At 67.8% G+C, this 14,243-nt stretch carries 12 protein-coding genes and 1 other RNA gene; 7 read left to right on the forward strand and 6 right to left on the reverse strand.

The features are described from left to right. Nucleotides 1–4 precede the first annotated feature (4 nt). Nucleotides 5–104, reverse strand: an RNA gene (gene ffs, locus QNI11_RS03325) — signal recognition particle sRNA small type. A 162-nt stretch (nt 105–266) separates the two neighbouring features. On the opposite strand from ffs, the gene QNI11_RS03330 reads away from it, so the two are divergent. After that, the gene (locus QNI11_RS03330) at nt 267–1,370 is read left to right on the forward strand and encodes a class I SAM-dependent RNA methyltransferase (RefSeq protein ID WP_283982333.1); all 1,104 of its coding nucleotides are present in this window, start codon (nt 267–269) and stop codon (nt 1,368–1,370) included. A 141-nt stretch (nt 1,371–1,511) separates the two neighbouring features. Then, the gene (locus tag QNI11_RS03335; protein WP_283982334.1) at nt 1,512–2,342 is read left to right on the forward strand and encodes a class I SAM-dependent methyltransferase; all 831 of its coding nucleotides are present in this window, start codon (nt 1,512–1,514) and stop codon (nt 2,340–2,342) included. Between the two features lie 17 nt (nt 2,343–2,359). On the opposite strand, the gene QNI11_RS03340 is transcribed toward QNI11_RS03335, so the two are convergent. Next, nucleotides 2,360–2,998, reverse strand: a complete 639-nt coding sequence (locus QNI11_RS03340) for an HAD family phosphatase (RefSeq protein WP_283982335.1) — start codon at nt 2,996–2,998, stop codon at nt 2,360–2,362. Between the two features lie 216 nt (nt 2,999–3,214). Here QNI11_RS03340 and QNI11_RS03345 point away from each other — a divergent pair, with 216 nt between their 5' ends. Then, nucleotides 3,215–4,846 (forward strand): NAD(P)/FAD-dependent oxidoreductase, encoded by a 1,632-nt coding sequence (locus QNI11_RS03345; RefSeq protein ID WP_283982336.1) that lies wholly within the window; start codon nt 3,215–3,217, stop codon nt 4,844–4,846. A 66-nt stretch (nt 4,847–4,912) separates the two neighbouring features. On the opposite strand, the gene QNI11_RS03350 is transcribed toward QNI11_RS03345, so the two are convergent. From QNI11_RS03350 to QNI11_RS03365, 4 genes are all read right to left on the reverse strand, one after another. Beyond that, nucleotides 4,913–5,797 carry a helix-turn-helix domain-containing protein gene (locus tag QNI11_RS03350; protein WP_283982337.1) on the reverse strand — a complete coding sequence of 295 codons (885 nt, stop codon included), beginning with the start codon at nt 5,795–5,797 and terminating at the stop codon, nt 4,913–4,915. Between the two features lie 84 nt (nt 5,798–5,881). Continuing rightward, on the reverse strand, nt 5,882–7,075 hold the full coding sequence (locus tag QNI11_RS03355) for a serine hydrolase (protein WP_283982338.1): 1,194 nt from the start codon (nt 7,073–7,075) through the stop codon (nt 5,882–5,884). Nucleotides 7,076–7,176: 101 nt separating this feature from the next. Further along, the gene (locus QNI11_RS03360; protein WP_283982339.1) at nt 7,177–8,199 is read right to left on the reverse strand and encodes a helix-turn-helix transcriptional regulator; all 1,023 of its coding nucleotides are present in this window, start codon (nt 8,197–8,199) and stop codon (nt 7,177–7,179) included. A gap of 124 nt (nt 8,200–8,323) precedes the next feature. Beyond that, nucleotides 8,324–10,303 (reverse strand): bifunctional 2',3'-cyclic-nucleotide 2'-phosphodiesterase/3'-nucleotidase, encoded by a 1,980-nt coding sequence (locus tag QNI11_RS03365; protein WP_283983478.1) that lies wholly within the window; start codon nt 10,301–10,303, stop codon nt 8,324–8,326. 167 nt (nt 10,304–10,470) lie between these two features. Here QNI11_RS03365 and nudC point away from each other — a divergent pair, with 167 nt between their 5' ends. The 4 genes from nudC to QNI11_RS03385 all read left to right on the forward strand — a co-directional run bounded on the left by nudC (nt 10,471) and on the right by QNI11_RS03385 (nt 14,173). Next, nucleotides 10,471–11,424 carry an NAD(+) diphosphatase gene (gene nudC, locus QNI11_RS03370; RefSeq protein WP_283982340.1) on the forward strand — a complete coding sequence of 318 codons (954 nt, stop codon included), beginning with the start codon at nt 10,471–10,473 and terminating at the stop codon, nt 11,422–11,424. Nucleotides 11,425–11,491: 67 nt separating this feature from the next. Further along, entirely contained in the window at nt 11,492–11,959 is a 468-nt protein-coding gene (locus tag QNI11_RS03375; protein WP_283982341.1) for an SRPBCC family protein, read from the forward strand. Nucleotides 11,960–11,990: 31 nt separating this feature from the next. Further along, nucleotides 11,991–12,785 carry a DUF4198 domain-containing protein gene (locus tag QNI11_RS03380; RefSeq protein WP_283982342.1) on the forward strand — a complete coding sequence of 265 codons (795 nt, stop codon included), beginning with the start codon at nt 11,991–11,993 and terminating at the stop codon, nt 12,783–12,785. Then, a complete protein-coding gene (locus tag QNI11_RS03385) occupies nt 12,782–14,173 on the forward strand; it encodes an FAD-binding oxidoreductase (protein WP_283982343.1) in 1,392 nt (463 codons plus the stop codon). Before QNI11_RS03380 ends, QNI11_RS03385 begins: the two co-directional genes overlap by 4 nt. Nucleotides 14,174–14,243 lie beyond the last annotated feature (70 nt).

The raw sequence follows: 14,243 nt of genomic DNA on the forward strand, positions 1-14,243 counted from the left end.
GCTTTCTGGTGAGAGATTGCAACGACCCAAGCGGGGCTCGTTACGGCTGCTTCCTTCCGGACCTGACCGGGTTGGCGAGGCGCCTGCCCGCACAACCTCTCGACCGCTCATTTAGGGGTTCGCGCCGCGGATTGCAAGGGTTGCGGCCTGCCCGCCGGTCGGCGCGCGGGGACGCGGCGACCGGAGACCCGTGCGACCCCTCCGATCCCGGGCCTGTTCTGCGAAACCCTGTGGACAGGCGGGCCGGAACCGGTAAGAGCGGGGACATGGACACGCCTTTCGAGATATTCCTGAGCGCCCCTCCCGGGCTGGAAACCCTGCTGGCAGAGGAGGCCGCGGAGCAGGGATTCGCCGCGCCTGAGGCCGTTGCGGGCGGCGTCGTGACAAGCGGCGGCTGGCCCGAAGTCTGGCGGGCCAACCTCTGCCTGCGCGGGGCGTCGCGCGTGCTGATCCGCATCGCCGAGTTCCGCGCCTTTCACCTGGCCCAACTCGACAAGCGCGCGAAGAAGGTGGATTGGGCCGCCTATCTCCCCAAGGGCGCCGACGTGCGGGTCGACGTGACCTGCCGCGCGTCGAAGATCTATCACGACCGCGCGGCGCGTTCGCGCGTGGCCGGCGCGATGGAGGCGGCCGGGCTGAAGGCCGGGGCCGAAGGGACCTTCCGTGTGATGGTGCGGATCGAGGACGACCTCGTGACCGTGTCGCTCGACACCTCCGGCGAACTGCTGCATCGGCGCGGCTACAAGGAGGCGGTCGGCAAGGCCCCGCTGCGCGAGACGCTGGCGGCGTGCTTTTTGAGGGCGGCCGGGTATCGCGGGACCGAAACGGTGGTCGACCCCATGTGCGGTTCAGGCACCTTCGTGATCGAGGCGGCGGAGATCGCGCTGGGGCTGGCGCCGGGCCGTGCGCGCGGGTTCGCCTTCGAGGCCTTCCCGACGTTCGATGCCAAGGCCTATGACGCGATCCGCAGCGATGCCGGCCTGGAAGCCCGGCCTACGGACTGTCGGTTCTTCGGCGCTGACCGCGACGACGGGGCCATCCGGGGCAGCACGGCCAACGCGGAGCGGGCCGGGGTGTCCGGGGTCTGCACCTTCACCCGCGCGCCGGTCAGCGCCCTCGAACGCCCCGATGGGCCGCCGGGACTGGTCATGGTCAACCCGCCCTACGGCGCGCGGATCGGCGACCGGAAGCTGCTGTTCGGGCTGTACGGGTCGCTGGGCGCGGTGCTGAAGGAGCGGTTTGGCGGATGGCGGCTGGGTATGGTGACCTCGGACGGAGGGCTTGCCAAGGCAACCGGGCTGGAGCTCGACGCCGGGCCGCAGGTGGCCTTTGGCGGGCTGAAGGTCAGGCTGTACCAGGCGAGGATCTGAGCGACCGCCCAATCGCGCAGGACTGTGTTTTTGCCCTATGGGGCAGTCCGGCTGGCCGGGTGACCGGGAAGCGTCCGGCAACGGCGTTGCCACATCGGGCCAACTCACCGTAAGCTTCCCCAACGTCATAGGGAGGCGCGCATGGCGGACAGTCAGAATATCTCGGACCACTGGGGCACCGGGGACGTCTACGGCAAGATCGTCGAGACCATGAGGGCCGCCGGGATGGCCCCCGAGACGGTGACCATCGAACAGCTCGCCCCGGTCGACCACTTCCACGCCCGCGGCTTTCCGGCCACGCAGGATCTGGCAGAGGTGTTGCCCATCCGCGAAGGCCAGAGGATCGTCGACATCGGCAGCGGCATCGGTGGCCCGGCGCGCTACCTGGCGCAGCGCTTCGGCTGCCATGTGGAGGGCATCGACATCACCGCCCCCTTCGTCGAGGCAGCGAACAGGCTGACCGATCTGGTCGGGATGACGGGCCGCGTCACCTGCGTGCATGGCGACGGACAGGCGCTGCCCTTCGAGGATGAACGATTTGACGGGGGATACAGCCAGCACGTCACGATGAACGTGCCGGATCGTGCCGGGTTCTTCGGCGAAGCCTTTCGCGTGCTGAAACCCGGGGCCTTCTTCGCGATCACGGAACACGGGCTGGGACCTGTGGGCGATCCGCACCACCCGCTGCCGTGGTCTGAGGATGGCAGCGGCGCCTACCTGATGCGCCCCGACGACACGGTGGCCCTGCTCGCGGCGGCCGGCTTTACCGGGATCGACGTGACCGACACCGGCGAGAAGTACCTGGCGGGCTACAACAAGGCCATCGAGATGGCGGAGAAGGGGCAGGTTCCCGTGTTCGGCGTGCACATCCTGCTGGGTCGGCAGGCACCGCAAATCGTCCGCAACGCCGCCCGCAACATCGCCGAGCGCCGGACCCATCCGGTTCAGATCGTCTGCCGCAAACCGGGGTGACGGCTGCCTTTGGGGGTTCAGCCCAGCCCGGCCATGCGCGCCCCGCTCAGCAGGTCGGCGGCGGTATGGTGGGCATGGCCGTCCTCGACCAGCGCGATGTCCGGCACCACGACAACGGTCATCCCGGCGGCGCGTGCGGCGCGGGCACCGGGTGTGCTGTCCTCGAACGCGAGGCACCGCTCTGGCGCCACGTTCAGACGGGCGGCGGCGGTGAGGTAGGGCTCCGGATCGGGCTTGGGCCGGGTCACGCAATTGCGCGTCACGACGGTGGTGAAGCGGTGGGTCAGATCCGCCGCCAGAAGCTTGCGGTCGGCGCTGGCACGGCCCGACGACGTGGCCACCGCGCGGGGCAGCCCCATCCCCTCGATCAGGTCGAGGAGCGCGTGCACCGTGGGTTTCAGGGGCATGCCTGCGACCAGCAGGTTGTCGTGTTCCTCATCCCAGGCGGCGTCGAACTCGGCCATCCGGTGGGCGCCGTATTCGGCGGCGAGCCGGGCGTTGGTCGATGCCATGTCGCCACCGATGAGCGTGCGGAAGAAGGTCTCGGTCATGGGCGGGCCGAAGCGGGAGCTGGCGCGGCGGGCGGCCTCGAAAGCCAGGCGTTCGGTGTCCAGAAGCGTACCGTCCAGATCGAAGATCACCGCGTCGTATGGCATGGCCCAACCCTTCCTTAAATCCGTCGGGTGATCGCTAACACGAGGCGGCGCCCTGCGGAAGGCGGGCGGCTTCACGTCATGTGTCAGGCTGTTGCGGCTTTCGTTCAAAGGCGCGTCAGGAACGTTCAAGACCGTCGGGGCAGGGGACGCCTAGCCTTTGTGGATCGGCTGGCCGGGAGGGGCCATCCGGCAAGGACACCCAAAGGGAGGAACAGGATGACACGGAAACTGGACGCATTGGTGATCGGCGCGGGCGTGGCGGGGCTGTACCAGCTCCACCAGCTGCGGCAGGAGGGCCTCGACGTGCACGGCGTCGAGGCGGGCACCGACGTGGGCGGCACATGGTACTGGAACCGCTACCCGGGGGCGAAGTTCGACTCCGAGAGCTACATCTACCAGTACCTGTTCGACGAGAAGCTCTACAAGGACTGGACGTGGAGCGAACGCTTCCCCGGCCAGCCGGAGATCGAGCGCTGGATGCACTACGTCGCGGACCGGCTGGATCTGCGCAAGGACTTCACCTTCGGCGCCAAGGTGACGTCGGCCCGCTGGAACGAGGACACGGGCCGCTGGATCGTGAAGACCGACACCGGCGAGACGTTCGACACCCGGTTCCTCATCGGCTGCACGGGCATGTTGTCGGCGCCGCTGACCGACCGCTTTCCGGGTCAGGACACCTTCAAGGGCACCATCGTGCACACCGGGCGCTACCCGAAGGAGGGCATCGACCTCGAAGGCAAGCGCGTGGGTGTGATCGGCATCGGCGCCACCGGCATCCAGGTGATCCAGACCATCGCGCCGGTCGTGGACTCCCTGACGGTCTTCGTGCGCACCCCGCAATACGTGCTGCCGATGAAGAACCCGAAGTACGGCCCGGCCGAGGCCGCCGCCTACAAGGCGCGCTGGGATGAGCTGAAGACCAACCTGCCTGTGACCTTCACCGGGTTCGAGTACGACTTCGAACATGCCTGGGCCGACTGCACACCGGAACAACGCCGCAAGATCCTCGAAGACACCCACGCCGACGGATCGCTGAAACTGTGGCTCGCCTCCTTCGGCGAGATGTTCTTCGACGAGGAGGTGTCCGAGGAGATCAGCGCCTTCGTCCGGGAAAAGATGGCGGCGCGTCTGAAGGATCCGGAGCTGATCGACATCCTCGTGCCCAAGCCCGGCGACTACGGGTTCGGCACGCACCGGGTGCCGCTGGAGACGAACTACCTCGAAGTCTACCGGCAGGAGCACGTCACCGCCGTCCCGGTCCGGAACAACCCGATTGCCGAGATCGTGCCCGAAGGCGTGAAGCTGGCGGACGGCACGGTGTACGAGCTGGACGTTATCATCATGGCCGTGGGATTCGACGCCGGGTCGGGCGCGCTGACACGCATCGACATCACCGGGCGGGACGGCGTGACGCTTCGCGACGAATGGTCGAAGGACATCCGCACCACGCTCGGCATCCAGAAGCACGGTTTCCCCAACCTGTTCATGACCGGCGCGCCACTCGCGCCCTCGGCGGCGCTGTGCAACATGACCACCTGCCTGCAGCAGCAGACGGAATGGATCACCGACTGCATCAAGGCGGTGCGTGCGGCTGGTGCCACGGTGATCGAACCGACGGCAGAGGCAGAGGACGCCTGGGTCGCGCACCATGACGAGACGGCCAATGCCACGCTGATCTCGAAGACGGACTCGTGGTACACCGGCTCCAACGTGGCGGGCAAACCGCGGCGGGTGCTGTCCTACACCGGCGGCGTCGGCACCTACCGGAAGAAGTGTCAGGAGATCGCGCAGAACGGCTACGAAGGCTTCGCCATGTCGAAGACGCCGGAAGTCGAAGCGGCAGAGTGAGCGCGACCGGGCAGGGCAGGCGCAAGGTCTGTCCTGCCCGGAACCCGCATAGGCGGTATCGGCAGACTAGGACGCCTGCCGCCGGAAGACGGCGGGCGTCACATCGTAGGCGGCAGAGAACAGGCGCGTGAGGTGGGCCTGGTCGGAAAAGCCGCAATCCGCCGCCACCGCCTTGATCGGCAGGGTGGTGCGGGCCAGCAGATGCCGGGCGCGCTCCAGCCGCCGCGCCTTGACGAAGGCATAGGGCGGCAGGCCGAAGCTGCGGCGGAACTGGCGGGCAAAGAGGCACGGCGTCAGAGACAGCGCCTCGGCCATGCCGGTCAGGTCCAGCGACTGCGAAAGCCCCGCGTCGATGTATTCGAGGATGCGCGCCTGCTGGGTTCGGGACAGTCCGCCCGCGTCACTCTCCGGCGGTGTCCGCACCATGGCGTAGCGCCGCAACAGGTGGACGATCAGCCCGCGGGCCACGCTGTCGACATAGAGTGCGCCGCCAAGATCCTGCGTCTGCGCCTCTTCGGCGATTGCGGACATGGCGTGTATCATTACCGGGTCCTCGGTGCGCAGGATATCGGCCAGCGCGACGTCGGTCACGGTGCAGTCGAGCACCTCGCTCGCGACCTCGGCCACCAGTGCGCCGGACAGGTAGACATGGGTCACGTCGATGGGCTCCACCCAGTTCCACGACACCTGTTGCGCGCGGGTCAGCAGCGACACCGCCCCGGGGCCCAGCGTCTCCTTCGTCCAGCGCCCGTCGAACCGGCGCTGCATCGGGGTTACTCCTGACCTGTAGCCGACAAGCATGAAGTCCCGCATCGCGGGCACGGTCACGTCCTGTCCCTCGTAGTGGTAGGACCGGAGTGCCACGTTTTTCCAGCCCAAGCCGTCGCTGGCCAGCAGCAGGCGGCCCGGCACCCAGTTCGGCAGGGTTTCGAAAGTGATCAGGTCTTTCATCGCTCCTCCTCCCAAAGGCCATGAAAAAAGCGGGGGGCGACGTGCCGCCCCCCGCTGACATTTCCGGACGGTCCGAAAGCGCGCTCAGGCGGCCTTTGCGGCGGCGATGGCCTGGTAGACGGCGGATTCGAAATCCAGATAGCCGGGGAACGAAACCGGGTCGCCGAACGGCAGGATCTGGGTCGCCCAGTAGCCGCCGACACCGGCCGCGCGGTCGATCCAGAAGAAGCTGTTGGCCAGCCCGGCCCAGCCGATGGCGCCCGCCGGGCGGCCCGTGGGCGCCGTCTCGGTATTGACCATGAAGGTGTAGGACCAGTCCTTGCCGAGGCCCGGGAAGAACTCCGCGTCGTTCGACAGCGAGGGGATGACGCCGGGCAGCATGGTCACCTTCTGCGGCGGCACCAGCGCACCCTTCGCTGCCCAGTCGACGGTCTCGGGCTTCAGGACGCGGCCGTTGGGACCGGCGCCGTCGTTCAGCCACATGCGGATGAACTTCATGTACTCGGGCACGGTGCCGTACAGACCGTGGCCGCCCATATCGACCTCCGGGTTGTCGGGCAGCGCGAAGCCGTCCATGGGCGACAGGCTGCCGTCCTCGCCGCGCGCGTGGATCGTCGCGGTGCGCGCCTTCATGTCGTCGGTGCGGGTGAAGGCGATGTCGGTCATCCCGAGCGGCGCAAAGACCCGCTCTGCCATGACCGCGCCAAGGCGCTTGCCCCGGATGCCCTCGACCACCTGGCCCACCCAGTCGATGTTCGTGCCGTATTCCCACTTTTCGCCCGGATCGAACAGCAGCGGTGTCTCGATGGCAGCCCGGGTGCCGGACACGACGGAGGGCTGTCCGTGCTCATCGGCCAGGCGCTTGTAGGTCTCGTTGAAGAAGTCGTAGCCGAAACCGCCGGTGTGCAGCATCAGTTGGCGCGTGGTCACGTCGGACTTCGGCGCGCGCAGGCGCGGGCTGCCATCGGCGTCGAACCCCTCGATCACCTGCAGGTTTCCGATGGCCGGGGCGTAGGTCTTGGCCGGCGCGTCGAGGTCCAGCAAACCCTCTTCGACGCATTGCAGGGCGGTCGTCCCGGCAATCGCCTTGGTGGTCGAGAAGATGGCAAAGACCGTGTCGAGGCTCATCTCCCCGTCGCCCAGACGCCTGTCGCCCGCGCTGCCGGCGTAGATGTCGCCGTCGCGGTCGGTGACCATGGCGACCACGCCCGGCACGCGGGGGCTGCCGCTTGTCACGCGCGACAGCACGGCGTCGCAATTGGCCTTGAGATCCTTCATAGTGTCCTCCCTTAGGGTTTTCCCATGGCCAAAGCGTACCGCCCCCTCGGGCGGCTTTCTGTCCGTGACCGGCAGGGAGTGTCCGGTTTCGGAAGCGTTGTTCAGTCCGGCTTGCGGCCAGTGATGGCGCGCGCGCGGGTGTGCGACGGCAGCTCGCCAAAGCGTTCGCGATAACGCCCGGCCAGCGCGCCGAGGTTCACGAAGCCCCAGTCGGACGCGATGTCCGAGACGGAGCGATCCGCCTCCGCGCTTTCCAGTTCGGCCCGCAATCCATCGAGCCTGCGTCCGGCCAGGAATTCGCGCGGCGACACGCCCCGGAACCGCTGAAACCCACCGGACAGGGTGCGGGCCGAGACCCCGACACGGCGGGCCACATCCCCGATCACCGGGGCGTCGCGTGCCTCGGCCTCCAGGATCTCCTCGGCGCGGCGGACATAGCCGGGGGCCGCGGTGCGCGCGCCGTCCTCCAGTCGGATACCGGCGGCGGCAGCCCAGCGGCGCAGGAGTTCGATGCAGATGATCTCTTCGAGGTGGCGGGCCAACGGGCCGTCTGCGGGCATCGGACCGGGACCGGCCATGGTGCGCGCGGCGTAGTCCAGCAACGCGAGCCAAGGAGAGCCCGGCCCCCCGAACTTCGTCCGGCAGGTCCAGAGCCGGTCGTCCGGGACGAAGCCGAACCAGCGCCGGGCGGTTTCCTCCATCACCGCGTGGGGGATGGTCAGGTTGAACTGCATGTGGTCGCTGTCGCCTTCCAGCCAGTAGTCGGCACGCGAACAGTCGACGACAAAGCTCTCACCGGCGCCGGTGGAGGCGGGCGCACCAGAGGTCTGGTGGGACAGCGCCCCGCGCAGCGTGTTGAGGACGATGATGTTGCCCGCTTCGGGGTCGAAGCGGTCGAGGAAGATGCCTGTGCCGTAGGAAAACCGCGTCATCGTCACGCGGTCCGCATGTGCCGACAGCATGGTTGCATCGGGGCGCGCGCCGCGTTCCAGCGGCCGCACTCGATATGGCATGTAGACGGTGCGGCAGAAGTCCTGCACCTCGTCCCAGTCATGCGAACGGGTACGCCCCCGATGTCGCGCAGGCGCGCCCGAAGCGTCGAGCAAGAGTGCCTCCTCCAGCATCCCGCCACCCTCCGGTCATGTCTCCTCCGGAGGGTAGCATAGCATGGATGCCGGGCACCGGTCGAATGCCGGATGCGCGACTTTGGTCGCGCGTCGCGCCGACCGGCAACGCCCCGCCGCCGGGTCAGAGCGTGATGCGGAACAGGGCGAAGCCGTTCTCACCGTCGCCTGCATCCTCGATCTTCGCGCCGTCGACGTCAGACAGCAGGTCGCGCGCCTTGGGGCCGGTCTCGAACAGGACGGTGGTGTTTTCCAGCGGCTTGAAGGACCAGTTGTCGTCGGCCTTGGGGTCGATGGTGCCCTGTTCGACGATGTAGCGGACGATCACGTCGCGGTTGGTGTCGGGCGCCTCGAAGATGATGGTGTCGCCCTTCGCGCCCGGGAAACTGCCGCCGCCGGAGGCGCGGTAGTTGTTGGTCGCGATGACGAACTCCATGTCGTCGGTCACGGGCTTGCCTTCGTACATCAGGTCGACGATGCGGTTGGCACCCTCGTTGACCACGTTGCCCTCGCGGTCGAACTTCGACGGCTGCGACAGGTCGATCTGGTAGGTCACCCCGTCGATGACATCGAAGTTGTAGGACGGGAACTCGGGGTTCAGGAGCACGGCGTCGGTCGCGCCCGGCTCCACCTGGTTGAACATGCCTGCTGAGCGTTCGAGCCAGTCCTTCACCTGCGCGCCCGTCACCTTCACCGCGCGCACGGTGTTGGGATAGAGGTAGAGGTCGGAGACGTTCTTGATCGCCACGTCGCCCACCGGCACATCGGTGTAGTATTCCGGACCGCCACGGCCCCCCGCCTTGAACGGCGCTGCGGCAGACAGGACCGGCAAATCCTCGTATTCGGTGCCTTCAAGCATCTGCTCGATGTACCATTGCTGCGCGATGGAGACGATCTGCACGGACGGGTCGTCGGCCACGAGGGCAAAGTACGAATGCAGCGGTGCAGAGGTCTTGCCCACGGCGCGGCGCACATAGGCCAGCGTTTCCTCGTGCTCCTGTTCGGTGGCGTCCAGCACGGGCTGGAAACTCTCGACCAGCGGCGTGATGGAGCGGTCCTCGTTGCGCTGGGAGATCGGGCGCGCCTCCGTCGTGGCAGAGACCACGCGCCAGGAGTTGCCGTCCCGTTCCAGCAACAGGTCGATCAGCCCCAGGTGCGAACCCCAGAAGCCGCCCATGACGGCGGGCTTGCCGTGAAGCAGACCGTTCTCGGCATCGACCGCGGCAAAGCCTTCGTAGGTCGGCGACGGAAAGACGAGGTGCGAGTGGCCGGTCACCAGCGCGTCGATCCCCTCGACCGCTGCCAGCGGGACGGAGGCGTTCTCCATCCCGTCCTCGTGGTCGGCGGAACCGATGCCGGAGTGCGACAGCGCGATCACGATGTCGGCGCCCTGTTCGCGGATCTCGGGCACGTAGGCCTCGGCGGTCTCGACGATGTCGCGGGCGGTGACGTTGCCTTCGAGGTGCTTGCGGTCCCAGTTCATGACCTGCGGCGGGGTGAAGCCGATGATGCCGATCCGGATCGGATGCGCCGTGCCCGCGCCGTCCGTTACCTCGCGGTCGAGGATCACGTAGGGCTTGTAGAGCGTCTCGTCCTCGCGCGGGTTGGCGCCCTGGGTCTTGGCGATGTTGGCGAGCACGACCGGGAACTCTGCCCCGGCGGTGGATTTCGCCAGGAAGTCGAGACCGTAGTTGAATTCGTGGTTGCCGATGGTGGCGGCGTCATAACCCAGCGTGTTCATCGCGGTGATGACCGGGTGCATGTCGCCTTCCTTCATGCCCCGTTCGTAGGCGATGTAGTCGCCCATCGGGTTGCCCTGCAGGAAGTCGCCGTTGTCCACCAGCAGCGCGTTGGTCGCCTCGGCCCGGATCTCGTCGATGATCGAGGCGGTGCGGGCCACGCCCACGGTATCGACCGGCTTGTCGGCGTAATAGTCGTAGGGCCAGACGTGCACGTGCAGGTCGGTGGTCTCCATGATCCGCAGGTGCGCCTGGTTGGCGGCGGCGTTGGCGGAATACGGGTGCAGGACGATCAGGGCCGCCCCGGCGGTGGTGCCCGCAAGGAACTGGCGGCGGCTGAACTTCGGTTTCTGTTGATACATCATACGTTCCCCCATTGGTTCTCAGGTTTTTTCTGCGCTCAGGTTGCACGGAAAAGGCACGGCGGTGTGACAGTTTTTTCGCCTTCCGCAACGGCATGGCAGGTCGTCGCCGATCAATTGCATCTTTGCGTGTCGCTGTGCATGAAGGGGCAGGGCAGGGAGGGCGGCACATGCGTCATGCGGAACAGGTGACATTCGGCGGATCGGGTCTGGACCGGGCGGCAGAGCTGCGCGGCACGACGGACCTTCTGGCCGATCACGGCGGGCAGATGGTGGTGCTGTGGAACGGCAAGCCGCTGGTGGCCGGCGAGGACCGCGACCTCACCCTTCTGCGTCTGCCCATCGACCACCCCGTGCTGAAGGACGCCGTGCGTGCGCCGATCCTGCTGGGCCGCGAAGAGGGCGTGCTGACCTGGGCCGCCGACATCTCGGCCTGGGAGCCTGAGGATGCGGCGGAGACGCTCGGCAGTTTCGTCGACCCCAGCGAACAGCAGCATCCGCAGGCGCCGGAAGGTCGGTTTGCCGAACTGCGTAGGATCATGACACGGCTCACGGCGCGCGATGCCGAACTGGCCGCGACCGCGAAGGCGATCCATGGCTGGCACGACAGCCACGGATTCTGCGCGCGGTGCGGTGTCGCGTCCGACATCCGGCAGTCGGGATGGCAGAGGCAGTGCCCGTCGTGCAACGCGCCGCATTTCCCGCGCACCGATCCGGTGGTCATCATGCTGATCACCCGCGGCAACCGCTGCCTCTTGGGCCGCTCGCCCGGCTGGCCCGAGGGGATGTATTCCTGCCTCGCCGGGTTCGTGGAGCCGGGCGAGACGATCGAGGCCGCCGTCCGACGCGAGGTCTTCGAAGAGGCCGGGGTGCGCGTGGGGCCGGTGCGCTATCTCGCCAGCCAGCCCTGGGCCTTCCCGTCCTCCCTGATGATCGGTTGTCATGGCGAGGCCGCGACCTCGGAGATCGTGCTCGATCCGGTCGAACTGGAGGACGCGCGCTGGGTCACCCGGGAAGACGTTGCCGATGCCGCGGCCGGTCTGCGGCCTGACCTGATGCCCGCAAGGCGCGGTGCAATTGCCCATTTCATGCTGCGGGCGTGGCTGGCGGACCGTTTGGATTGACGGCACCTGATGTGTGTGGTCCTCATCCAACGGGATCAAGGGGCCAGGACAGGGGCGGTAGGACGACATGCAGTTGAAGGCACGCGAAGACATCGAAGCGCCGCTGGACAAGGTGTTCGCGGCGCTCTCCGATCTCGAAACGGTCGAGCGGCAGGCGCTCCGGCGCGGCATCGACGTCCAGCGGATCAGGGGCGGGGGCGCGCCGACCGAAGGCATGGCGTGGCGCGTGGTCTTCACCTTCCGCGGCAAGGAGCGCGAGGCCGAGATCACCCTGACGGAATACACGCCGCCGGAACGGATGGTCTTTTCCTCGATCAGCGGCGGGCTGAAGGTGGTCATGGTGATGGACGTGGTGGCCCTGTCGCGCACGCGCACCCGGATCAGCGTCGAGGTCGAGATGGCGCCAACGACGCTTTCGGCCCGTCTGCTGGTGCAATCGCTGAAGCTGGCCAAGGGCGGGATGGAAAAGCGGTTCCAAAGCCGGATGCACGATCTCGCACGAGAGCTTGAGCGCCGCTTGCAGGCGACGGGCTGAACGCTAGGTCGCCAGCGCAGGAGGACATCGAATGAAACGTCTGCTTCTGGCGCTCTGCACGGCGGCTCTGCCCGCGAGCGCCCATGAATTCTGGATCGAACCGGTCGACGGCGTGGTGGCCGAGGGCGCGCCGCTGGTGGCGGACCTCTATGTCGGCGACAAGCTGGAGGGCGCCTCGTTCTCCTTCGTGCCGCCCAACTTCACCCGGTTCGAGATCCTGATCGACGGCGAGGTCCTCCCGGTCGAGGGCCGCGCCGGGGACAAGCCCGCACTCAACATGGCCGTGCCCGGCGAAGGGCTGGCCACGGTCGTGCATGTAACGCGCGACTACACGCTGACCTACAAGGACTTCGCCACCTTCGAACGGTTCTGCGCGCACAAGGACATCGAATGGGCCTGCGCGCGGCACATCGAACGCGGTCTCGACCCCGAGGCGGTGCGTGAACGCTATTCCCGCCATGCCAAGAGCCTGATCGCGGTTGGCGACGGAGAGGGGCAGGACGTGCAGGCCGGTCTGCTGACGGAGATCGTGGCAGAGGCGAACCCCTTCACCGACGACCTGTCCGAAGGCTTTCCGGTGCGCGTCTTCTACAAGGACGAACCGAGGGCCGACGTGCAGGTCGAACTGTTCGACCGCGCGCCGGATGGCACGCTGGACATCCGCCTCTACCGCACCGATGCAGAGGGGCGGGCAATACTCGACCTGTCGCCGGGGCACTTCTACCTCGTCGACAGCGTGGTCATGGAAGAGCGCGATCCCGGCGCCAACGGCGACCCGGCGTGGGAGAGCCTCTGGGCCTCGCTGACCTTCAAGGTCCCCGAATGATCGACGCGCTGCGTGGCGTGACGGAGGTCCTGACCGGCGCCGACATGGCACCCTGGTCGCAGGACTGGACGGGGCAATACCGATGGACGCCGCTGTGCGTGGCCCGCCCGCGCGACACGGCGGAGGTGTCGGCGGTGATGCGTCTGGCACATGCCAGCGGGACGCCCGTGGTCCCGGTCTCCGGCCACACGGGGTTGTCCGGAGGGACGGAGGGGGAGGGCGCCATCATGCTCTCGCTCGACCGGCTGGACGGGATCGAGGAGATCCGTCCCGAGGCGCGTCTGGCGCGGATCGGGGCCGGGGTGATCCTTTCGGACCTGCACGCAGCGGCGGCGGCGCACGGGCTGGCCTTTCCGATGACCTTCGGCGCGAAGGGGTCCGCCCGGCTGGGCGGGTTGCTGGCGACGAACGCGGGCGGGTCGAACGTCCTGCGGTACGGCAACACCCGCGACCTTGTCCTGGGGCTGGAGGCGGTGCTGGCGGACGGTCGCGTCGTCGACCTGATGTCGGAGCTACACAAGAACAACACGGGCTACGACCTGCGGCACCTGCTGATCGGCTCCGAAGGGACACTCGGCATCATCACCCGGGCCGTGGTCAAGCTGGTCCCGCAGCCCCGCGCCTTTGCCACGGCGATGGTGGCGGCGCGGTCGGTCGATGCGGCACTGACCCTGCTGAACCGGCTGCAGGACATCACCGGCGGCGCGGTCGAGGCCTTCGAGTTCATGCCCCGCGCCTACATGGACGCCTACGCTGCGCTGCGTCCGGAGGCACAGGCGCCTTTCGCGGAACCGCACGAGGTGAACATCCTCGTCGAACTGGGTGCCACCGCCCCGCGCGATGCGGCCCCGGGCCCGGACGGCAGCGTGCCGCTGTCGGGCCTGCTGGAAGACGCCTTGGGCACGCTGTTCGAAGAGGGGCTGGTGATCGACGCCGCAGTCGCTACGAGCGAGGCGCAGCGCGCCGCTTTCTGGGCAAGGCGGGAGGCGGCAGCAGAGCTGTCTCTGGCCAGGAAACCCTGCGTGGTCAACGACGTGGCGGTGCCGCTGGACAAGGTACAGACCTTCCTTGAGCAGGCCGAAGAGCGCGTCGCCAGGGTGGACCCCAAGGCCGACGCCATGGTCGTGGCGCACTTGGGTGACGGGAACGTGCACTACGCGGTGCGCGTGACCGATGCGACCCTGGTCACGCCGGTGATGGAGACGGTGGAAGACCTTGTCCGCACGTTGGGCGGCACCTTCTCGGCCGAGCACGGCATCGGCCGGTCGAAGCTGGGCAGCATGGCGCGCCGCAAGGATCCGGTCGCGTTGGACATGATGCGCGCGATCAAGACGGCGCTCGACCCGAAGGGCATCCTGAACCCGGGCAAACTGCTGCCTCCGGCCTGAGGCATCGGGGTCGGCGTCGGGCACTCAGGATCAGAGGACGCAGGCCGGTGTGCCCCGGCCCGCAGGAAGT

Origin of the sequence: Sagittula sp. MA-2 (assembly GCF_030126985.1) — a bacterium.
GTDB lineage: Bacteria > Pseudomonadota > Alphaproteobacteria > Rhodobacterales > Rhodobacteraceae > Sagittula.

Coding starts and splice junctions, on each gene's coding strand:
- QNI11_RS03355 (WP_283982338.1), bottom strand. CDS start 7,075: ATGAAGGATCTCAAGGCCAATTGCGACGCCGTGCTGTCGCGCGTGACA.
- QNI11_RS03350 (WP_283982337.1), bottom strand. CDS start 5,797: ATGAAAGACCTGATCACTTTCGAAACCCTGCCGAACTGGGTGCCGGGC.
- QNI11_RS03335 (WP_283982334.1), top strand. CDS start 1,512: ATGGCGGACAGTCAGAATATCTCGGACCACTGGGGCACCGGGGACGTC.
- QNI11_RS03330 (WP_283982333.1), top strand. CDS start 267: ATGGACACGCCTTTCGAGATATTCCTGAGCGCCCCTCCCGGGCTGGAA.
- nudC (WP_283982340.1), top strand. CDS start 10,471: ATGCGTCATGCGGAACAGGTGACATTCGGCGGATCGGGTCTGGACCGG.
- QNI11_RS03340 (WP_283982335.1), bottom strand. CDS start 2,998: ATGCCATACGACGCGGTGATCTTCGATCTGGACGGTACGCTTCTGGAC.
- QNI11_RS03380 (WP_283982342.1), top strand. CDS start 11,991: ATGAAACGTCTGCTTCTGGCGCTCTGCACGGCGGCTCTGCCCGCGAGC.
- QNI11_RS03385 (WP_283982343.1), top strand. CDS start 12,782: ATGATCGACGCGCTGCGTGGCGTGACGGAGGTCCTGACCGGCGCCGAC.
- QNI11_RS03375 (WP_283982341.1), top strand. CDS start 11,492: ATGCAGTTGAAGGCACGCGAAGACATCGAAGCGCCGCTGGACAAGGTG.
- QNI11_RS03345 (WP_283982336.1), top strand. CDS start 3,215: ATGACACGGAAACTGGACGCATTGGTGATCGGCGCGGGCGTGGCGGGG.
- QNI11_RS03360 (WP_283982339.1), bottom strand. CDS start 8,199: ATGCTGGAGGAGGCACTCTTGCTCGACGCTTCGGGCGCGCCTGCGCGA.
- QNI11_RS03365 (WP_283983478.1), bottom strand. CDS start 10,303: ATGATGTATCAACAGAAACCGAAGTTCAGCCGCCGCCAGTTCCTTGCG.